Source organism: Bythopirellula goksoeyrii, assembly GCF_008065115.1.
GTDB classification, from domain to species: Bacteria; Planctomycetota; Planctomycetia; order Pirellulales; family Lacipirellulaceae; genus Bythopirellula; species Bythopirellula goksoeyrii.
The window spans coordinates 2,209,131-2,230,318 of sequence record NZ_CP042913.1 but is presented as its reverse complement, the minus strand read 5'-3'; the positions used below and the strand labels follow the sequence as shown (position 1 = coordinate 2,230,318).

The 21,188-nt window shown below is 54.0% G+C and carries 12 protein-coding genes; 6 read left to right on the top strand and 6 right to left on the bottom strand.

Annotation, left to right across the window (positions count from 1 at the left end; all coding sequences use genetic code 11):
* From Pr1d_RS08810 to Pr1d_RS08800, 3 genes are all read right to left on the bottom strand, one after another.
* Positions 1-2,043: a PTS sugar transporter subunit IIA gene (locus tag Pr1d_RS08810; protein ID WP_238476662.1), complete on the bottom strand. Its 2,043-nt coding sequence runs from the start codon at positions 2,041-2,043 to the stop codon at positions 1-3.
* A gap of 491 nt (positions 2,044-2,534) precedes the next feature.
* Complete coding sequence (locus tag Pr1d_RS08805) at positions 2,535-2,996, bottom strand: hypothetical protein (protein ID WP_148073186.1); 462 nt, start codon at positions 2,994-2,996, stop codon at positions 2,535-2,537.
* A gap of 7 nt (positions 2,997-3,003) precedes the next feature.
* Positions 3,004-4,080, bottom strand: coding sequence for a DUF1559 family PulG-like putative transporter (locus Pr1d_RS08800; protein WP_148076316.1), 1,077 nt, complete (start codon positions 4,078-4,080; stop codon positions 3,004-3,006).
* A 405-nt stretch (positions 4,081-4,485) separates the two neighbouring features.
* On the opposite strand from Pr1d_RS08800, the gene Pr1d_RS08795 reads away from it, so the two are divergent.
* The 5 genes from Pr1d_RS08795 to Pr1d_RS08775 all read left to right on the top strand — a co-directional run bounded on the left by Pr1d_RS08795 (position 4,486) and on the right by Pr1d_RS08775 (position 12,849).
* The gene (locus Pr1d_RS08795) at positions 4,486-5,289 is read left to right on the top strand and encodes a PEP-CTERM sorting domain-containing protein (protein WP_148073185.1); all 804 of its coding nucleotides are present in this window, start codon (positions 4,486-4,488) and stop codon (positions 5,287-5,289) included.
* 160 nt (positions 5,290-5,449) lie between these two features.
* Positions 5,450-7,138, top strand: coding sequence for a gamma-glutamyltransferase family protein (locus Pr1d_RS08790; RefSeq protein WP_148073184.1), 1,689 nt, complete (start codon positions 5,450-5,452; stop codon positions 7,136-7,138).
* 234 nt (positions 7,139-7,372) lie between these two features.
* A complete protein-coding gene (locus Pr1d_RS08785; RefSeq protein WP_168205132.1) occupies positions 7,373-8,863 on the top strand; it encodes a M14-type cytosolic carboxypeptidase in 1,491 nt (496 codons plus the stop codon).
* A gap of 10 nt (positions 8,864-8,873) precedes the next feature.
* Positions 8,874-11,804 (top strand): PEP-CTERM sorting domain-containing protein, encoded by a 2,931-nt coding sequence (locus Pr1d_RS08780; RefSeq protein ID WP_148076315.1) that lies wholly within the window; start codon positions 8,874-8,876, stop codon positions 11,802-11,804.
* A 112-nt stretch (positions 11,805-11,916) separates the two neighbouring features.
* Positions 11,917-12,849, top strand: a complete 933-nt coding sequence (locus Pr1d_RS08775) for a carbohydrate kinase family protein (protein ID WP_210417929.1) — start codon at positions 11,917-11,919, stop codon at positions 12,847-12,849.
* A 30-nt stretch (positions 12,850-12,879) separates the two neighbouring features.
* Here Pr1d_RS08775 and Pr1d_RS08770 read toward each other — a convergent pair whose 3' ends face one another.
* Together Pr1d_RS08770 and Pr1d_RS08765 are read right to left on the bottom strand one after the other, a co-directional pair.
* Positions 12,880-15,102: an ABC transporter permease gene (locus tag Pr1d_RS08770; RefSeq protein WP_148073182.1), complete on the bottom strand. Its 2,223-nt coding sequence runs from the start codon at positions 15,100-15,102 to the stop codon at positions 12,880-12,882.
* Complete coding sequence (locus Pr1d_RS08765) at positions 15,099-16,250, bottom strand: HlyD family secretion protein (RefSeq protein ID WP_148073181.1); 1,152 nt, start codon at positions 16,248-16,250, stop codon at positions 15,099-15,101. The genes Pr1d_RS08770 and Pr1d_RS08765 overlap by 4 nt, the downstream gene beginning before the upstream one ends.
* Positions 16,251-16,484: 234 nt before the next feature.
* Here Pr1d_RS08765 and Pr1d_RS08760 point away from each other — a divergent pair, with 234 nt between their 5' ends.
* A complete protein-coding gene (locus tag Pr1d_RS08760) occupies positions 16,485-18,998 on the top strand; it encodes a hypothetical protein (RefSeq protein ID WP_148073180.1) in 2,514 nt (837 codons plus the stop codon).
* 134 nt (positions 18,999-19,132) lie between these two features.
* Here Pr1d_RS08760 and glmS read toward each other — a convergent pair whose 3' ends face one another.
* On the bottom strand, positions 19,133-20,998 hold the full coding sequence (gene glmS, locus Pr1d_RS08755; RefSeq protein WP_148073179.1) for a glutamine--fructose-6-phosphate transaminase (isomerizing): 1,866 nt from the start codon (positions 20,996-20,998) through the stop codon (positions 19,133-19,135).
* Positions 20,999-21,188 lie beyond the last annotated feature (190 nt).

Below are 21,188 nucleotides of genomic sequence, written 5' to 3'. Positions count from 1 at the left end.
CTACGACCAGGTTTCTTCTTCCTCGATTGGATTCTCCTCAGCATCTAAGACGGCTAGATCCTTTTCACTAAACAGATAGCCGAGCGTGTATCGAAAAGGGACCAACAGGGCGATAAACAACGGGAACAGAATCCCGGCGGCACTACTCTTTATGATCCACAGCACTACGAGGCAGGCGAACTGGATTAACGTGAAGAGGTGCAACGTCTTTTTCGATACCCGTCGAACATAGTGGGTCGAGGGATATAGCGCTGGGTCCGTGAGCCAGAGTCCAATGCGTTGGAAGAACTGGTTCCCTCTCATCGAAACGACCCCCATGTACAGGAAGAGCCCGAACAGGACTGCCAAGGGAATGTAGTGCAAGGCAGGCAACAACAGCAATGACATTCCAATAAGAAGATGGATCGAAACACCTGTAATGCGATTTTCTCGTACGTGAAGGATCTGGGTGTGCGATACGCCCCTTTTATCGATCACCTCTTCCGAGGTGGCCAGGCTGCGCAAGTGATTCAGCGAACGGACCGTAGCGGCAACTAACCACGGCAAACCAAAGATTGAGCAAATTGCGATCAAGACGCCCACAATGCCCAAATCGAGATGGTAGGACGAACCCTTCTTCAGACGGTTATCGGGGCTGTTTACGAGTCGCACCGTGATATTCTGGTCCAGAAATACCAAGACGCTACTCAATAGGCCAGGGGCAATCGTACCCCAGATGAGCCAGTTAGGAGCGTCCAGGAAGGGCACCAGCCAAGGACGTCCGGAGGTGGTTCCAAAAACTGAAGGAGCTGGCAACGGTTCCAAGGGGGTAACATCTCGTGCGAAGTAAGCAATCGCGGCCATAGAAGCGATGGCAATGGTCGGCCCAAAATCTGCGAAAAACTCCCGTACTGCCGGCAAGAGGAGATGACTATGTCGAAAGCGGCTCAAACTCATCGCCACATAGAAAGTCCCCAACGCCAGGAGCAGAGACAGGTTGGCTACGCCATAACCCTGGGAATTTCCCTCCGGGACTCGGTCGTAAATGGCGATCAAGTTTTTGACGGCTTCAGAGATAAAAATCAGTGATATCAGGGCAGCAAAAATTTCGTCAGTAAACCGGGTAAAGAATCGCATCAGGCAACTGGCATCCGTGACGGACATGATCACAACGAAGACGGCCGTCCAAATACCCACCCAAGTATAGGCAGGTAAAAATGGGATGTCGTGTGTATCGCAGTAGGTATAAAGAATCGCTGTGAAAGCGAGCATCGGCCCTGTACCGCCGATGAGAGCAAGCGGTTGTCCCGCGAACAGGGCATAGACGATTCCACAGAAAGCGGTCGCGACGATCAGTTCCACAGCACCGATGTGGTCTTCAGTCAACTTTCCCATGAGACCACCGAAGATGATCGTGGGTGCCATGCAAGCAAAGAAGAGGAACAACGTCGAAGCGACGCACTTGCGATTCAAGCCATCTCGAAAATCGCTCGCATAGTAAGGCAATCGGCGGCGAATGTCCGCCAACAATCCTCCGAAGAGCCGGCCACTATATTGCAGCCCTTCGCTAGAATCGACGGGAACCGCCGGGGCGACTTCTCCTTCGATCCTGGAAGCCACTGCTGCTCGAAAATCCTCGGGTGTCTTGGCGATTTGGGCTTGGTAGCGGAACTCGCCATCCGACATCAACCGGGCGACACTTGCTAAGGAATCAAGATGTTCTGCCGTAGCATCGGTCGGCCCCACAAGCAGAAACACGAACCTCGTAGGAACCCCGTCGGGGGCACCGGCGTTGATTGCGTGCTTGAGCCGAGCAATCACAATCTTCGGCTCTTCGATGCAAGAAAGATAAGAATGCGGTACCGCCACCGAATGGCCGATGGCAGAAGCGGCCAGCTTCTCACGATTCCTGAGGGCGGCAAGCATCTTGGGAGCATCGGTCGCCGAGAGCGCCCCCGTGCGGATCAGCATGTCCACCATTTGCTGGATCGTGTCGTCAAGACTCGTTGCCGAAACATCGAGCATCAAGAGACCGTCGTCACATGCTTCCAACAATCGCTTCAAATCAGGGTCTTTCGGGTTCGTGGTTAGCTAGAACTTGGGAAACTTGGTGCGGTGCAATATAGCCGCCCACTATTCATTGCTGCAGCACCAAAACTGGGTGATTCTTGGTAACTGGCAATTTGCTTTTGCACGAGTTAGAGGGGGCCCCACTTCGACGTGCAAATCTCGCTCTATTTTGGACGGTTCATCTGCAAGATTTCTCGAATTTTTAAGTGTGGATACGCGAGTAGAGTAAGCACTATGCTCTGAATTTACTCTCCCAGATTTCTAATTTGGCCACGTATGACTTGACTTGGAGCAAGATCCGCGTGGAATTTGCCGCGAGAACCATTATCGCTACACAGGGGGCTTGGCTCTACAACGATTCTTGGGCCAGGAAGTCTCGGGAAGAAGAGGGATGGAGTCTGTAGGCGTTGCGAAGAGCTCGATTCGCTTCGTGTCGAGCAGCAGTTCTTTGGAAGAGTGTCAGTCGCGGCGCGGCGAAAGGCTTATTAACGTCGGCGTGCTGGCTCGACTTTTTCGAGATTAAAGTCGAGATCTTCGCGATCTTCGGTGATCTCCGCTTGGAGCGTACTACGGGAGTTGTAGACTGCAGGAATGTATTGAACCAATTGGTCCGCGGGAGGCGAGCCATCCTCGCTAGGGATCTTCTTGCCGCTGGGTTGCTGGGCTTCGATCCAGACTTGGTAGGTACCAGCAGTAGGTCCTTGTTTGCGCGGGAATTCATAGTGCCCATCGATGAGGTCTGCCGCAACACCCTTGCCCTCACTAGAATCCGCAGGAGCGAAGCTGATCGACCCATTGGTTACGGGCTGGCCATCGTAAGTGACCTGCCCACTAACAGCAAAACGGGGAGGCCCGCTTGGACCGCAGCCTAAAGTTGCGCAGAAGGCGCCTAGAAATCCTGTCGCGATAACACGCCGTGCTAACTCGATTGATCTGCCTAGCTTCATGCTATCCTTAGAAAGAGGAATCAACGACTTCCCCACCATCGGAGGTGCCGAGCGCCATCCACACCAAGAGATCAGTATCATTGGAGATGAACTTTGTCGATCCATCCGCCATAGCTAGATTGACTCCGCCAGTATGATAACTGCGGGCTGAATGTTGCCATAGTCCCTTCCAACCGTCCGAGGCTTGCTTGCAAGGAGCAATTTCTCTGGGGAGGCCAAGTCGATCGCAATAACGTGTCCAATCTTCCGCTTTGAAGCCGTTCAGCGTATTCAATTGCCCTGATGGGACGTTGGGCACCCAGTCATGCATGTAAAGGGAAGCGGGTCCAAAGTGCATGGCTCCACGCGTATCCAAATCGGGGACCAGCCGCAACTCACTCACCGCCGCGGTATTGCTGGTGCCATCAGTGAATTCGCTGAATCTTCTGCCTTTCACTGGGTCGACAGAACTGACCACAAAAGAACCTAAACCCGTCATATGAATTCCCGTCGCGGAGGTACTAGGTCTTGCTTTCAAAGGGTTTCCACCTGCACTCGTGTCTGCCAGCCAGCCAGCGAGTTGGTCGTTGGGAGAGACATCTTCAGCCCAGAACCATCCCAATCCCGCGTTGCCTACGTAGTTGCCTCGGGCTCCATAGAAGGGATTCACAATGCCAATTTCAGAAGCCTGGTTAATTTCTGAGGGGCAGGCAAAGGTCTTGATGAAGATGTGATGTGCCGGATTGATAGCACTTTGATTCAATTCCAAACCCTGGGTCCAGTCCATCACACCGTGGGCGTTGGCCTCTTCGATGTAGGGCATGATCAATGTGATCCAGCTATACATCGATTTGACCTGCGTACCGCCGTTGAAAGTTGGATCGCGGACGTCGCCTGGAGGAAGTGTATTGCGGGCGCTGGCGTAGTTGTGGACCGCCAAGCCGATATTGTGCAGGTTATTGGTACACTGAGCGCGGCGGGCCGCTTCGCGGGCAGCCTGAATGGCAGGCAACAGCAGGGCAACCAAGACGCCGATGATGGCAATGACCACCAACAGCTCAACCAAAGTAAACGCGCAGTGAGAACGGGTATTGCGGCGAACCATCACGATATCTCCCCAATAGAACGTGTAGGATCGGCCAGTGCAGCAGTTTGGCCGAAGTGTGTACCACCCTGAATTGTAATAGTTTACCCCATCTAAATCAATTCCCTTTGTCGAGAAGGGACATTGTTTTGCAAAACTCTTCTGGCACGATTCTGAATCGAGTGTGGGGGAAAGCCGTAAGGCTCCTCCTAGAAGTCTTTCGAGGTGACTTCGGCGTTTCCGAAGAGTCACTATCAATCTCAGTTAGGACAGATTTTCGACTTTTTCTCCGTGATTTTCTTGGCATTTTCTCAAGAGGGTGGGTAGACTGCAGGGTGAGTCAAAGTTCTATGCACTTTTGGTTCCCGCCCCATCCGTAGGTCGGTTGGGCCGGATAAAGTACCTCACATCTAAGGGGAATGTCTAATGAAGCAGTTAAGTACTCTTGCAATCGCTTGTGTCGTCTTAAGCTTCGCCACCTCGGCGCAGGCCACCATCTTGGACGACTTTAACAGTGGCGTGATCGTCACCGACTTCCAGTTTGATGATACACTTGGCACGCAGATTCAAAGCGCTGCCAACTCTGCCGCGGGTGGGCTCATGTTTGATGTAGATACAGACAATGACCTAGTCGTCACCGATGGCTCAGGACACCTTGATGCTTCGGGAAAGAACAATACGGAGTTTGGAAGCAACTACGTAGATATTGCTGGAATTACTTCAGGGCGAGTCATTGGGCTATTCGATGTTCAGTGGGCGTTCGATGAGAACGTCTATGACTCAGCACAAGATGAAGAGTTCCGTCTTTCGCTTATCCAGTTCGATCCTCGCTCGACCTTTGTCACGGGTGAGATCTTTTTTACTCGCACTTCTGCGACGGAAGTGGAACTTGTGGGCAATGCTGTTGGTACTGGCGCCACCGACACATCTACCGTTACTCTGGGAAGTAGCGGGCAGTTGTTGACCATGCTCGACGTAAATCTGAGCGCCAGCACAATGGAATTGCTCTATTCGTCTGACAATGGCACTTCATTTGTTTCTGCCGGCGTTGGTGCATTGGATCCTACGCGGGGGATTGAATCTGTTCGCTTAGTTATCAACGAAGACTTTACCGGCGACAGGCTCTTGATCGAACGCTTCGCGGTGTCACATATTATTCCTGAGCCAGCCACAATGAGTCTTTTGCTATTTGGCTTCGTTGGCTTGGTAGGACGTCGCCAACGCGGCTAGGACGTTGAGCTACATTAATTTCATTGTTGCTTTAAAAATCGGGGCTTCGTGCAACTGCTCGAAGCCCCTTTTCCATTTTGAGGTAGGCACATTGTAGCACGCCTCTCCGAGTCGTAACCAATTATGACTCGGAGAGGCGTGCTACTCTAAGGGACAAGAGATGGAGTATTCAAGATTACCATTGGTGGTCTTATTAGCGGTCGCCCTGACCGACGCGACAGCCTCCGCACAGCAGGTCATTGAGGCTGAGAAGTATGCCGTTGCCAGTGGGCACGAGGCTGCGACCACCATCGGACTGGAAGTGCTTCGCGATGGGGGGAACGTCATAGACGCCGCTATCGCAACTTCATTGGCCGTGGGGGTTGCCGAACCCTATGGCTCTGGCTTGGGTGGCAAGCTGATACTTCTCTATCGCGAAGCGGCCACAGGGAAAGTGTATTCCATTGTGGCACTGTGTACTTCGCCGGCTGATTTGGATCCAAAAGAGTTTACCCAACTCTCCTCTGCAGAACGTAAGATTGGCTACAAGTCCGTGGGAGTGCCGGGGCTGGTTGCCGGGCTTGATGAAGCCTATGAACGGTGGGGGTCGAAACCCTGGCAGAGTTTAGTTGAGCCAGCCGCTCAGTTGGCCGAAGACGGCATCGAGATCGATGCGACAATGCAGGGCCTCTACAAGTCGCATGTCTCAGACTTGCAAAAAGATCCCGAGGCATCGGACCTCTATCTGTATGAGGGAGAGCTCCCACCGATTGGTGCGCGACTCAAGAACGCCGACCTGGCAGCGACACTCCGTGTGATAGCGAATGAAGGTGGGCGGGCATTTTATGAAGGGACGACGGCCAAAAACATTGTCCGTGCTGCCCAGAAGGCAGGCGCGGCGATGTCAGTCGATGATTTCCGCAACTATCAAGCCGATTTCGGCGAGCCACTTTCGGTTGAGTACCGGGGATATCGAATTTATTCCTGCCCACCACCACTGACAGGTGGAGCAACGGTGCTTGCTGTACTCAAGGCCATGGAACAACAACCACCTCTGGGTGCCGACGCAAGCTTTCTGACTTATGCAAATCGAATGGGGCGAACCTTACTGTGCCTCTATCCACAGATTCAAGCCGAACTGGCGGATGCCGACACTTCCCCGAGCGATGCCGAGGCTATGCTCACCCAGCAGGCTGCTGAACGGCTAGCTGCGGCAGCCAGCCAGGTTGATCCCCAGAATCCGTATCCGAAGACTGAAAAAGTTGACGCTGCAGCTGACGGTTTGCCGGCGGCCAGCACCACGCATTTGGTCGTCGCCGACTCAGCAGGCAATATGGTGAGCCTCACCCAATCGCTGAGTCTTCATTTTGGGGCCGCGGTCGTGGCCCCTGGAACAGGGTTCCTACTCAACGACAGCATGAGTAATTTTTCTACGCATGATCCAGAAAACGTGAATCATGTGGGTGCCGGCAAACGAGCGCGTAGCACGATTGCGCCAATTCTTGTCACCCAAGGAGATCGGGCAGTGCTAACGCTGGGGATCCCCGGCGGCCAGCGTATTCCTACCACGACGACCCAATTACTCTGGCAGTTTTTTGATCGTGGACAAAGCTTGAAAGAGACATTTGCAGCGCCCCGATTCCATCTCATGCGGCCCGTGACCGCTAAGCAACCGTTCAACTTGATGGAGTTTGAGAAGGACGCCCCGGCAAGCTGGGATCAAGAGTTGGCAGGCCTGGGATGGAAAACGAAACGCTATCCCCGCAACGGTCATTACTTCGGGGGCGGCAATGCGATCGAGATTGCGGAAACCGGCAAATTAATTGGAGTCGCCGACCCCAGACGCACAAACTTCGTCGCGGGAGATTAGAATACAAGCTCGGCTTGCACATATCATGCACATAAGCAAACGGAGGTAAGAGGTTTAGAAGAAATAGAACACAGATGAACGCAGATACAGCGGATTGACGCGGGTAAGAATGACCGTTGTTTCTCGAATCCGCGCAGATCTGCTGAATCAGCGTTTGTCCGCGTTCCATTTATTTCTTTCATACGCTTCCTAACCTACATGTATTTGCCAGTTCGATTAATTGCGTGTGTGGGGATGTTTCTCTTGCTGGGCACCAGCGCTCGGGCTGTTATCATGCTCGATGGTGATTTTGATCACGGCGGGCTGGATGAAGCCAACTCATCCGTGGTTGGCAGTCAGGTGCAGTTGGCAGGTCGAGACAACTACAATCCGGGGCAGTGGAAGTGGTTGTATTTCTCCGCCAGTGGTGTCAATGGACTCCAGCCAATATTTCAGATCGACGATGATTTCAACACGGGTGGCAGCAGTCTCAACGGCCATGAAATGGTTTACAGCTACGATCAGGAGAATTGGAGTTTCTTCGACAATAATGTCCGCAATAGCAGTGCAGATACATTTACGTTTTCCAACGATAGTGCCTTCTCTCAAGACCAGGTCTGGGTTGCCTATGGACTCCCCTACCCCGCCGCCCGAACGGCTAATCATACCGCGGAGCTAGTCTCTAGTCCCTGGGTAAGTCCAACCCTCAGTGGCAACAGCTCCTTGGTGATCGGCCAATCACCAGGGGGAATCGATGATCTGGGTCGCACCGTTGCGCCGCAGGACATGTATGGTTACAAGATTTCCGATCCTACGGGGGCGGCAGTCAAGAAGAAAGTCGCCCTGGTAAGCGGAGTTCACTCCAACGAAACCCTGGGGAACTTCAATCTAGAGGGACTCGTGGATTTTCTTGTGAGTGACGAATTAGAAGCAGCCCTGCTGCGCAAGTACGCTGATTTTTACGTCTATCCTATGGGGAATCCTGACGGTCGTTTTGCAGGGTACAATCGCAGCACAGTTCAGCGAGAATCACTCGACCCCAATCGGTACTGGGTACCCCCTAACTACAACAATCTGGATGATATCGAAGTCGTAGGGGATGCGTTGATAGCCGACACGGGAGGCGATGTGGACTACCTGCTCGATTTTCATTCGACTGTGAACGATACGTATGCCTATCATCATGGACTGCTTTTACCAGCCTATCAATCAGATCCGATGTGGTTGAATCTCCTTTCTTTAGAACCGAACGTAATCACTGGCGGCGCATCGTTGATTGATGACACGGGCGCCAAGTTTGGACGTGACCATCTCAATGCTGAATTCTCAGCGACGTTCGAAACTCGTTTTCTGGCGGGCGAGAACGTCGACCGTTTCCTCGCGCTGGGACGCAACTTTGGCCTCGCCTTTGAACAAGCTTTTGTTGTTCCTTTGGATCTGAATTTCGATGGCCAATTCAACGCTCAGGATTGGACAAAATTCCTTGCCGGCGCCGAAACCAATCTGTCCGTACTCTCGACAATTGACGCTTATGCGGCTGGCGACCTGAACGGAGATGGTTTCAATAACCTTGTTGATTTTGGTATCTTCAAAAACGAATACATCGCCGTCTATGGTCTTGCCGGTTTCCAGGCGCTCGTTGCTGAAGTGCCGGAGCCGAATTCGTTATTGATCCCGTTACTTTTGCTTGGCAGTGTTCCACTGTTGAGACCCATTCGACAACCCATCAGTTTCCTAGGTCATTAAGGAGCTATCCATGTCTCGCAATCAATTGTTCCAATTCGCAAGTGTGGCGATTTCCAGTGCGTTACTTTTTTGTCAGCCATCGCATGGGGTCGATTTCCATGCGTTCGAGTTTACTGGCGGTGCAGGCGCCGAGTTATTTCAGGCTGCCAACACAGGCAATCCTGGCGGTCAAGTGTGGGACCAATCGAACGCCCTGACTGAATCTTTTACGGACGGTGCAGGGAATTTTCGCATTACTAAATTCAGCGACAATATTGCCAGCAATTATCTGCAGATTGATAACATTACTTCCTCTACTGTTGGGAGTCGCTATATCGTCGTGCGGATGTCAGGCTGGGATTTTTACGACAGCGTTGTGGGAGAAGGTGAGGAGATACGATTTGATTTCTTGGACGACGACACCGGCAACAGTGGAAGTTCGGTGACATCGCAAGTCCGTATCGACCGAAATACGGATACTGGGGACATCGAACTTCGCGGAACGGCGATTGGTGTAGGTTCAAGTGATATCTCCAGTCGTGCCACGCTTAGTACAACCCAAACCTCTCCATTCACGATGGTTTTGGAACTCAACAAGACCTCGAATACGTATAAAGTCTTTTATAAAGATGGATCGAATCCTTCTCAGGCTCTAGGCGCGGCTCCTATTTCACCAGACCGCAATGGGAATTCGATGCGTTTTACAGTGAACAACAATTTTGGCAGTACTCTTGACGAGTTCTTCTCGATCGACCGAATTGCCCTTTCCGACGCGAATCCATTGAATGACCTCATGACACTAGAGGTGGATCGTATCACTGGCGTAATGACGCTTAAAAATACGACAGGGCTAGCATTGAGCGGACTGCGGTCGTATTCGATCACTTCGGAAGCAGGTGCCCTGAATGCAGCGAACTGGAAGTCAGTGACAGATAACTATGATCAGGCTCCTCAAAATGGAAGCGTCGACATTGATGGAGCGTGGTCGAAGACTTCGACTACTGCTTTCGATTTGAGCGAAGGCGTCATTGGTGGCAATGGCGGAAACCTGAGCAACAATCAAATGGTCGTCTTGAGCCAAGGGAGCGGTCCCTGGATCAAGAGCCCGATTGAAGATTTGGAGATCACTCTTAATTTTGATGGCGGAATTACCCGCAAGGCAAACGTCAATTTCGTTGGCAACGGTGGGAAACGATTCCAAGTGGGAGACTTGAATTTCGATGGCATGCTAACTGTGGCCGACTGGACGACTTTCAATGCAGGGGCTGAAACAAACCTAGCGGGGTTGTCCGAGGTGCAAGCGTATCAAGCCGGAGATCTCAACAATGATGGCTTCAACAACATTATCGACTTTTCTATCTTCAAAGATGCTTATGTGGCAATCCATGGATTGCCAGCTTTCGAGGCAGCAATTGCTGGCGTACCCGAACCAAGCACAGCCCTACTGTTGACAGTAAGTACTTTGTTACTCGCAAGCCGGCGCCGACGAGTCACACAAAACCCTGGACATAGCAACAGCGAAATACCTACTCCCAAAGAGGAACTTACCATGAAATACACCTTTCGACCAATTTCCCTATGTCTGGCAGTGGCGGCCCTGCTGATCGCCAGCAGCACGACAAACGCCGCGATTCTTGAAGAATTCTTATTTGACGATTCGAATGGCACACTGCTCGATGGAGCCACAAACAACGTGAATACTGGCAACATGTGGCTAGAAGATACTGCTGATATGACAGGTTCCTCAATCCAAAATGGGAAATACCGCATTCAGAAAGCTAATAATGAATTTGGAACCAATTATCTGGATATTGCCAACGTCACCAGTGGCAAGTCGTGGCTCGTAGCTGAAATGTCTGGTTGGAACTTCTCTTCTCTTGTTGGCCCGTCAGAATTTGACGCCGCTGAACTAGAAGAAGTACGTTTCGCATTTATCAATAACGACAATCTCCAAGGTAGTGAGATTGTGGGACAAGCGAACATCCAGCGCAATCCAGCGGGCGGCATCGAACTTGTGGGAAGGCTCACCACAGGTGCTCCAGAGTTCGGTCCGCTGCCACTTACACTCAGCCGAGCAACTCCCTTCACCGTAGTATTGGAAATTGACGAGGACTCCGAAGAGTACTCCGTTTACTACAAAGATAATGCGGGACCTTTCAATCTACTGGGGACGGCACCTCACGCTGCTGGGCGGGATGGGAACAATCTTCGCCTTACAGTTAATAATAATTTTGGTGGCACGGGGGAATTCTTTGACATCGATCGTATCTATCTTACCGACACAAATCCAACGAATTTGAATCCCGATAAACTCACTTTGCAGGTCGATGCCACTACTGGCCTGATGCAGATTACCAATGATACCTCGTCTACCATTGAGATGGATGCTTACACGATCACAAGTTCTACACTCAGTGGCGATTTGAATTTCGCCGGATGGGATAGTTTGAGTGACAAGAATCCACTCGTCGATCCGGTCGATGGCCCCGATGGAGGCACAACTCTAGGCGATGGCCCTGGTGAAACGTGGGACGAGGCTCCTGGATCCACTGACAAGGTGCTTGCCGAGCGGTTTCTCTTAGGAAATTCTGTATTTGCCGGCAACGCCAATCGCACGGAGATGCTTGGCAACGCCTTCAAAGTGGGTGGCGACATAAACTCGCTCAATTTCCAGTATCGCAACGCCGATACGGGCGCCGTCGTGACTGGTAATATCGTGCCTGCGTCGTTAGGAATCAGCGGTGATTTCGACAATGACGGCGATGTTGACGGTCGCGACTTCCTCGTTTGGCAACGCGGTGGGACGACTCCGCCTTTGAGCTCCGCTTTGCTTGCCGCTTGGCAAGCTCAGTACAATGGTGGCGCACTACAGGCTGCCGCACAGGCTGTTCCAGAGCCCGCCGCGATGCTGTTAGTTGGCATGGGGTTGGTCGGCTTGGGCTGCTTCCGAACTCGTCGATAGAATCCACGAATTCGAGGCCTAAAGCTGATAGCTAGTTTGTGGTATGCTGAAGAACTGCGTATCTCCGCGGACGTACCGCGGAGCAGACTTCTAGCCTAAACCGCCAAGTAGCGTGTCGCATATTCCTCATAGCACTGGTCCCTACACAGTCGTTGGCTTGGGCGAAGCGCTGTTTGATTGCTTTGGCGAGCGGGCTGTGCTGGGTGGGGCGCCGGTGAACCTGGCGGTGCATGCGAATCAACTCTTGCGTCACAAGAATTGTCATGGGGTAATTGCCAGCGCCATTGGGGATGATCCCCTCGGCGAGCGTCTGAAGAAGGAACTTGCTTCGCGGAGGATGACTACCGAACATCTGGCGGTTCTCGCTGATTTGCCGACGGGGACGGTGCAAGTAACAGTCGATGCCGCTGGGCACCCTGAGTACGAGATCACAGAGAATGTTGCCTGGGATCGGATCGAATTCACTGACTCGCTCTCTGAATTGGCAGGGAAGTGTTCGGCCGTTTGCTTTGGGACCTTGGCCCAACGATCGCCGACGAGTCGCAAGTCGATTCAGCAGTTTCTCGATACGGCCAAACATGCCTTGCGAGTGTGCGACACCAATCTTCGGCAGCAGTTCTATTCGGCAGAGGTAATCGAAAGCAGCCTACAGGCGGCTAACGTCTTGAAGCTCAATGAAGAAGAACTCACGGTGATCGGCGAGTTGCTGCAGCTGGAATCACGTAATCTTAGCGTCGACGAACAGGTAGCGGGTATACGCGAGCGGTTTGACCTATCCGTGGTTGCCCTCACCCGAGGCGAAGCGGGGACGGTCCTCTATTCAGCTGACGAGCGAGTCGAAGGGAAAGTGCCAAAGTATCCGCGACAGCCTCAGGCAGACAGTGTTGGAGCGGGAGATTCGTGCTGTGCGGCGCTGATAGTCGGGCTGCTATTGGAAAAACCGCTCGCTGAAATCGTCGCTCTCGCCAATCGTGTGGGGGCCTTTGTCGCTTCAGTGCAGGGGGCAACGCCGGAATTGCCGGTGGAGATTCTTGATCGAGTGTGAAGGCCGCCGTCGCCGCAAAGCCGCAAGCGGCTATTCTAACTGTTTTCTAAAGCGGGTGACACTGATGGTGAGGACCACGATAGCGCAGATCGTCAGCCCGGTGACCATCGGCACGAGGTCCATTAGGCCGGCACCCCGCAGAACGATGCCGCGCAGGATTTCGATAAAGTACGTCGCGGGGATGGCAAACGTAATAAGGTAAATCGGCAAAGGCATCTGGCTGCGGGGGAACACAAATCCCGAGAGGAGCACCGAGGGGAGCATCACAATGAAAGCGAATTGCACGGCCTCGACCTGACTCTTGGCAATGGTCGAGACCAGCAATCCCAGACCCAGCGAGCAGACCATAAACAGCATCGAAAGCGACAACAACAGACCCACGCTACCGCGGATCGGCACGCCGAACAGATAGATCATCACGGTGAGCATGATCAGTGTCTCAATAAATCCCACGATGGCATAGGGAATCAGTTTGCCCAAGAGCAAACCCGCGCGGCTCACGGGGGTGACAAAGAGTTGCTCCAGCGTGCCCAGTTCCCGCTCGCGGACGATCGCGAACGAAGTGAGAAACAAGGTCACCAGCTGCAGAATGATGCCGACCAGTCCGGGGACGAAGAAGTGATCGCTCTCGAGGTCGGGATTGTACAAGAGTCGCGGACGGATATCGATCGGCAGATCTGCTTTTCCGGTGGGATCGCGGGCAGGGGCCAATTGGACTGCCTCGGCCTTCTGCTTGGCCAATTGGAGCGAGAGGTTGACGCCCAATAATTGCGACGTGTTGAGGGCCGTGGTCGCGACCTGGGAATCGCTGCCGTCGATAAGTACCTGCACCTCGACTTGCTCTCCGCGAAGCAGCCGGTCGGAATAGTACGGCGGGATTTTCATCCCGACTTTCGCATCGCCGGTGGCCATCCAGTGATGGAAGGTATCATCGTCTTCGACATAGGCAACTGTATCGAACCGCCGTGTGTTGACAAACGAATCAACAAGCTGCTGGCTCGGCTGACGGCCATCCATATTGAAAACGACCATCGGGATGTGTTCGACCTGGATATCGATGGCGTAACCAAAGATGATCGTCTGCATTACGGGCACGACCAACATGAAGAAGATGGTCGAGGGTTGCCTGCGGATGTGATAGAACTCTTTCACCAGGATGGCTAGCAAACCTGCAAAGGGACGGCTGCGTTTCGTTGGAGGAGCAGGTGCTTCAGGTGGGACAACGCCCAGGCCAACTTTTTGAGATACCGTCAATCCCTGGGCGTTGTCGGGGGCTGGAACAATTGGCTCTGGAGGAACCGTGTCTTCTTGCGCATTTTTCGTGAGCGTGACAAACACATCCTCTAGTGTTGGCGGCACCTCACGGATGTCGGCTTCGTCTACCGAGGTCGATAGTTCGGCAGCGAGATTCTTAGGCGTGAGATGTTCATCGACCATCACGTGGACTGTCTCGCCAAAGAGGGTCGCATCACGGACACCGTCGAGCTTGCGAATCTCGGAAAGCCGTTCCGCTGGTCGAGGAACTCGCAGCTCGTAGCGGCGAGAGCCAGCAGGGGACACAGCGGGGAGCGACTTCAAGTCGGACGGTTTGCCCAGCACCAAGAGCTGGGACATGTAAATGTAGCCCACGTCCGTGCAGCGTTCCGCCTCGTCCATATAGTGCGTGGTGACAAACAGCGTGACCCCACGACCAGAAAGCTCGAACAACAGGTCCCACAGTTGCCTGCGTGCCACGGGGTCGATTCCCGCCGTAGGTTCGTCGAGAAACAAGATCTCCGGATCGTGAATAAGCGAACAGGCCAAGGCGAGCCGTTGCTTCCAGCCGCCGGAAAGCGTGCCCGCCAATTGGTCGAGTCGATCTTCCAATCCGGTGAGGCCGAGCACCACTGCTTGCCGCTCGGCAATGCGGTCGCTGGAGAGCCCGTAGATGCGGCCATAGAACTCGATGTTTTCTCGAACCGAGAGGTCCGCATAGAGGCTGAACTGTTGCGACATGTAGCCGACACGCCGCTTGATCTGTTCGGCATCGCGCTCGGCGTCGTAGCCCAGGACATTTGCCGAGCCGGACGTGGGAGAAAGAATACCCAGCAACATGCGGATGATGGTCGATTTGCCGCTGCCGTTAGGACCAAGTAGCCCAAAGATCGATGCCCGCTGGACCTGGAAGCTGACGTCGCGCACGGCAACCAGTTCGCCGAAGGAACGACTTAACTCATGGACATCAATGACGACAGCGGAAGACTGATCGCTCATTGCGTGGGCTTCTCCGCTTTTCCTGGCACTCGATCAAGCCAGACGTCCGCCGAGATTCCTGGTCGCAGCACATCGAGTCCCTCCTTGAGCGTCACCTTGATGCGAAACACTTGTTTGGAACGCTCCTCGGGAGTCTGCACGTTGCTGGGCGTAAATTCGGCGCGACGCGAGATAAAGGTCACTTCGCCTGCAAAACGCCGATTGGGCATGCTGTCAACAGTCACTTCGACCGCTTGCCCCAGTTTTAAATCCATCCATTTCTGGGGGACGTAGGTCCGAACCCAGTAGTGACTGTTGTCGAGCACCGACATGACAGGCGCACCTGCTGCAACGAGGTCGCCCGGTTGAAGTTCCAGGGCCTCGACCATCCCGTTGACAGGACTCTTGATCGTAAGCTCAGAGAGCCGATCGCCGATCGCCGCCAAACTGGCCGCGGCAGAATCCCGCGCCGCCTTAGCTGCCGCAATTTCCTCACTGCGAAATCCCTTCTGCGCGAGTTGCCAGGCAAGCCGAGCTTCTTCGACTTGGGCCTGGGCCGCTCGAATTTCTTCTTCGCGCGTGCCTGCCTCGATCAAGCTCAACTCTTCCCCGCGCAATAAAACGGTGGCCTTTGCCGATTCGAGACTCTCTGCCGCGCGATCAAATTCTTCCTTGGTAATCGCATTGGTATTGGCCAAAGCTTGAGTGCGGTTGAAATTTTGAGTCGCCAGCCGCATCTCCGCTTCTGCGACTTTCAACCTCGCACGGGAGGCATCGATTTCCTGTTTCCGAGCCCCAGCCACGAGTTGATCCAACTTTGCTTGCAGCTGTTCGTAACGGGCCTTCGCCTGGCCGATTTCTTCCTCGCGATTGCCGGCTTCGAGCCGTGTCAAATCAGCTTCGCGGGCAACAAGGTTGGCCCTGGCCTCCTCGCGTTGCTGTTCCAAGTCGAAGGGTTCGAGCCGCACCAGTAACTGACCCGCCTTGACTGCGGCGCCCTCTTCGACAAGCACCTCTTGCACGCGGCCACCGACCCGCGACCCCAAACGAATTTCCTCCGCTTCGATGAAACCGGACACGTGATTCGACTCGGGACGCAATTTGCTGTAAGCAATCAGGCCAGTCAGCAACACAACAACCAAGAGAATTGCCAGAATTCGTGCTGCCATGATGCGGGATTCTCGCTTAAGATTTTTCCATGGAATCAGATACTTTGATCTTAGCTTGAATTATGCAGTGAAACTACAGCGCCTTGAGCATTGAATGTAGATGGATGCAGAGCGTCATTCCCGCGCAGGCGGGAATCTAGATTTCACCTCCAATTGCTGGGTTCCCGCCTGTGCGGGAAGGACGAAGAAGATACGCCCTGGGAAACCACCGCGACAAAGGTTACAACCGACAGCATGGACAAATGCACAAGTTTTCTTCGTCACGTTGTGATACCCCTGACTCTGCTGCAAACGGGGCAAATGGCTCTTCCGTTGCCCGCTGAAACTTTTACGGAAGAACCTTTGGTTCTTTCCGAGTTTCTGGTCCTGCCCGCTGTGGGTCGGTATGGCCGGGTTCCGATTCATGTTGATCCTCTGCAAGCAGCGGTTGCCAAAGATACTTGGAGAACACCCCAGGCGGGTGACACCATTGTGGGCCACGGTGGACGGGCGCTCGCCTGGAACGTAGCTCGGGCCGATTCCACTGGCTGGCTCGAACACTCCTCTCTACGGGGAGGATACGCATTTGCCGAAGTCACTTCTCCACAACGGCAAGTGGTCTTGCTGGAGGCTTCGGGCCATGCGATGGTGTTCGTCAACGGCGAACCGCGGGTTGGTGATCCATATCTCACGGGACAGACCATTGTGCCAATTGTCTTACGAGCAGGAAAAAATGAACTGCTGTTCCATTGCGCAGCTGGCAAAGTGCGAGCAGAAGTGCTCAAGCCTCAGCGAGAGGTCTTCTTCGAACAACGCGACCTGACATTGCCTTCGCTCATCGAAGGTGAAACGAGCCCACTGTGGCTCGGTGTCTTATTGGTGAACTGTCGCGAAGATGCACTCAACGATTGCCAGGCAACCGCTTCGCTTGATTCAGGAAGTTCCTTGATTACCAAAGTGGGCAGTATTCCACCGCTAGGCATCCGTAAAGTAGCCATTCCGCTCGATCCACGGACTACCAAGCAGTTAGAATTATCAACGAAGATCCCAGTAGAGCTGACTTTAAACGAACAGACACAACAAGGTACGGCACCCCTAGGGAAACTTTCGATCGAATTGGCTCTGGTCGGCAAAGAGCAACTGCAGACACGTACGTTTCGCAGTCAGTTGGACCAGAGTGTCCAGGCATACGATATCCTCCCGGCTCACGCGGTCTCGGATCCGGGGAGTGAATCACCCATCTTGCCGCGGGGGATGCTCGTGACCCTGCACAATGCCAACGAAGCAGGCGGACATCACCTTGCCCACTATGAACCGCAGTCCTCGATTTCGACTCTCGCACCGACTGGTCGGCGAACTGCAGGGTGTGATTGGGAAGACTGGTCGGCGACCGATGTACTTGAATCACTCGACGATGCAGCCCAGCATGCTGCGTTCGACCCACGCCGCGTGTGGTTGCGGGGCACAGGAACGGGAGGGCATGGAGTCATTCGGCTGGGGAGCACGTCGCCCAACCGCTGGGCGGCCTTGGCACCCACCAATGCCTGGCTGGAATACGCAGCGAATGAACCGCGTGCGAGCGAAGAACAGACTCCTATTCAAGCGATGCTATCAAGAATCCAAGCCACTGGGGAACTGGCTCCACTTTTGGTGAACACGGCCAATGCGGGAATTCTGCTCGAAAGCATCGGACCACGAATCGAGAGGTCTACCGACGACTCCCGAGAGATCGCCCAAACCTTGGCGTTGTTCCACTCAGATTTTGTATTTCGCCAGCGGTCGGATTTTACAGAAGCAAATCTAAAAGCCGCTAATGAGGAGTTGCTGAGGTTTTGTCACGAACAAACGGCTCCACTTCCCACAGAGGTGGAACTTGCTGATTGTGTTACCTTCGATCCGGGGAAAGTCTCGCAGGTTCAATGGCTTACCGTACTGCAACAAATTGAGCAGGGTTCCTTGAGCCGAGCCGCGGTACGATACGATGCCGAGCAGAAACTATTTTTGGGGCTCACGTCGAACGTTGCGGCGTTGGCGATTGCAGTCGATCACTTAGAGAATGGCACGGAGGTAGAAGTCGCCCTCGATGGCGAGGCAATCGGGCAGTTCAGAGTGGAAACCGGAGAACTCCTGTTTGTGCGTGACCAATTCGGCTGGCATCCCGCGCCAGAATTGCCGAGGGTGCTCAAACAACCTCAGCGCTACGGTGGTTTTCGCAGTGTGTTCGCCCACGAGCCGACTCTCGTCTACGGCACTCACGGCACTGATGAGGAAAACGCCTGGGCGTTGGCCAAGGCTCGTTACGACGCCGAAACTTGGCTCGTTCGCACCAACGGGTCGCTGGAGGTCGTGGCCGACACTGAGTTTGATCCCACCATTGAACCAAACCGGAACGTACTGCTCTACGGCAACGCCGACACCAACTCCGCCTGGCCGCGACTTTTATCAACTTCGCCCGTGCAAACTCGTAAGGGGAGCGTGACCATCGATCGCCGACCCGAGCTTGGCGATGATCTAGCTTGCGTGTTTGTCCGACCACGCCGCCGGAGTGCGACTGCCGTAGTCGGCGTGGTAAGTGGCACAGGAATCACCGGCATGCGGGCCACCGATCGCCTGCCGTACTTCGTCAACGGCACGAATTTCCCCGATTTGTTGCTGTTGAGTGCCGACAGTCTCACGGAGGGAGATGATGATGTGCGTGCCGCTGGTTACTTTGGCCTTGGGTGGACCGTAGAGCCGGGGGAGATCGCATGGCGCGATGTGGCGTTGTAGTTGAGAGCCGAGAGTTTAGAGCCAGCAATTAAGACACTCTCGACACAAGGCGGTATGGCGCCAGTCGCCGGGCAACAAGATTCAACAGTGGGAAATAGATTGAATCGGAACTTAGCCAGCCCATTTTTTCAAATTCACTCCACCGTCACGCTCTTGGCCAGATTCCGCGGTTTATCGACATCGCAGCCGCGGGCGATGGCGATGTGGTAGGCCAGCAGTTGCAGAGGTACTGAGGCTACAATGGGCTGCAGGAAATCGGTCACGGGGGGGATGTGGATCACGTCGTCCGCAAGTTCGGCAACGCGGCTGTCGTCGTCATCCACGATGGCGATCACGGGGCCGCGACGGGCCTTGATCTCTTCGATGTTGGCTAACACTTTGTCGTAGACGGCTCCCTGCGGCACGATAAACACGCTGGGGGTGTTCTCGTCAACCAGCGCAATCGGACCATGCTTCATTTCCGCGGCTGGGTAACCCTCGGCGTGGATATAGCTAATTTCCTTGAGCTTGAGGGCTCCTTCCAGGGCTGTGGGAAAATTGTATTGCCGACCAAGGTAGAGGAAATTGTTGCAGTTGGCATATTTCTCCGCGATGCGGCGGGCGTGGCTGTTGGTTTCCAAAGCCCGTTCGACCTGATCGGGTAGCCGTTCGAGTTCTTCAATGATTCGCAGGCCACTTTCGTAGCTCAGGTGATGCAAGCGACCAAAGTAAAGGGCCAACAACGACATCACTACGCACTGGGCCGTAAATGCCTTGGTGCTGGCGACACCGATTTCCTGCCCGGCATGGAGGTAGATCCCGCCGTCCGCCTCGCGGGCAATCGTGCTTCCCACGACATTGCAGATCGACATTGTGGGATGCCCCTTGCGTTTCATTTCCCTCAGTGCTGCGAGGGTGTCAATCGTCTCGCCGCTTTGGGTGAGGGCGAACAACAACGTCTGATCGTCGAGGGGCGGATTGCGATAGCGCAGCTCGCTGGCGTACTCCACTTCGACTGGAATACGTGCGAGCGTCTCGATCATGTATTCCCCCACTAATGCGGCATGCCAACTCGTACCACAGGCAGTCAGTACCATCCGCTTCACGGACTGTAACTGATTGGGGGTCAAGTTCAGCCCGCCGAAGACGGCCGTCGCCGAATCTTTGTCAAGTCGGCCACGCATTGCATTGCGGACCGTTTCGGGTTGCTCGTAGATTTCCTTGAGCATGTAGTGAGGAAAGCCATTGAGATCGACTTCCGTGGCATCGATATCAAGAGTCTGTACGTCATGGGCCACGTCTCCCGAATCGCGATGAATCACACGAATCGTGTCGGTGGTGACCAGTGCAATTTCATTATCCGCCAAGTAAACGATTTTCTTCGTACGACCGGCCAGAGGAGAGCTATCGCTGGCGATGAAGTTTTCACCTTCGCCTACGCCGATCACCAAGGGGCTACCCAAACGAGCGGCGACGATCACATGAGGCCAATCGCGGAAGATGACGGCGAGTCCATAAGTTCCCCGCAATTTGGCAAGTGATTTCTGTACCGCTTGGATCACCGGGGCCAGTGGGTCTTCGCTATCTAGGGTCTCATCGGAAACTTTCTCCAGTTCGTAGGCCAGGAGTTGAGCGACAACCTCCGTGTCGGTGGCCGACTGAAACTCGTAACCCTTGTCGATCAGTCGATCCTTGATCGCGCGAAAATTCTCGATGACTCCATTATGAACCAAGGCGAGGATCTGATCGCCGCCGAGGTGGGGATGAGCATTGATGTCGGTAGCAGGACCATGGGTTGCCCAACGGGTATGGCCGATGCCTACGGAACCATTGTGATGCCGCATTTTCAGCAGAGCGGCTAGCTCTTCCACTCGACCTGCGGCCTTGGCGACATCGAGTTCCCCGTCTTCGACGGTAGCAATACCCGAACTATCGTAGCCGCGATATTCGAGCCGGCGCAACCCATCCAACAGAAACTCAGCCGCCTGGCCTTGACCGATGTAACCAACAATTCCACACATATGTTTTCTCGATAAGGAAAGTGAAGCACTCTCTGCTAGCAGACCCCGGGAGTTGCGGAGATAGCATTTGAATCTTAGCACCTTGCTCCAATTTCAACCACGGCAGACGAGTAGAAAGCTTCGGATTGCCGTAGATGCAAGAGCGCGAATTCGTTATTTTTCGCTGGCTTGCCTGGAGGCGTGTGCTTCC

Coding starts and splice junctions, on each gene's coding strand:
- Pr1d_RS08765 (WP_148073181.1), bottom strand. CDS start 16,250: ATGGCAGCACGAATTCTGGCAATTCTCTTGGTTGTTGTGTTGCTGACT.
- Pr1d_RS08790 (WP_148073184.1), top strand. CDS start 5,450: ATGGAGTATTCAAGATTACCATTGGTGGTCTTATTAGCGGTCGCCCTG.
- Pr1d_RS08780 (WP_148076315.1), top strand. CDS start 8,874: ATGTCTCGCAATCAATTGTTCCAATTCGCAAGTGTGGCGATTTCCAGT.
- Pr1d_RS08760 (WP_148073180.1), top strand. CDS start 16,485: ATGGACAAATGCACAAGTTTTCTTCGTCACGTTGTGATACCCCTGACT.
- glmS (WP_148073179.1), bottom strand. CDS start 20,998: ATGTGTGGAATTGTTGGTTACATCGGTCAAGGCCAGGCGGCTGAGTTT.
- Pr1d_RS08800 (WP_148076316.1), bottom strand. CDS start 4,080: ATGGTTCGCCGCAATACCCGTTCTCACTGCGCGTTTACTTTGGTTGAG.
- Pr1d_RS08770 (WP_148073182.1), bottom strand. CDS start 15,102: ATGAGCGATCAGTCTTCCGCTGTCGTCATTGATGTCCATGAGTTAAGT.
- Pr1d_RS08795 (WP_148073185.1), top strand. CDS start 4,486: ATGAAGCAGTTAAGTACTCTTGCAATCGCTTGTGTCGTCTTAAGCTTC.
- Pr1d_RS08785 (WP_168205132.1), top strand. CDS start 7,373: ATGTTTCTCTTGCTGGGCACCAGCGCTCGGGCTGTTATCATGCTCGAT.
- Pr1d_RS08805 (WP_148073186.1), bottom strand. CDS start 2,996: ATGAAGCTAGGCAGATCAATCGAGTTAGCACGGCGTGTTATCGCGACA.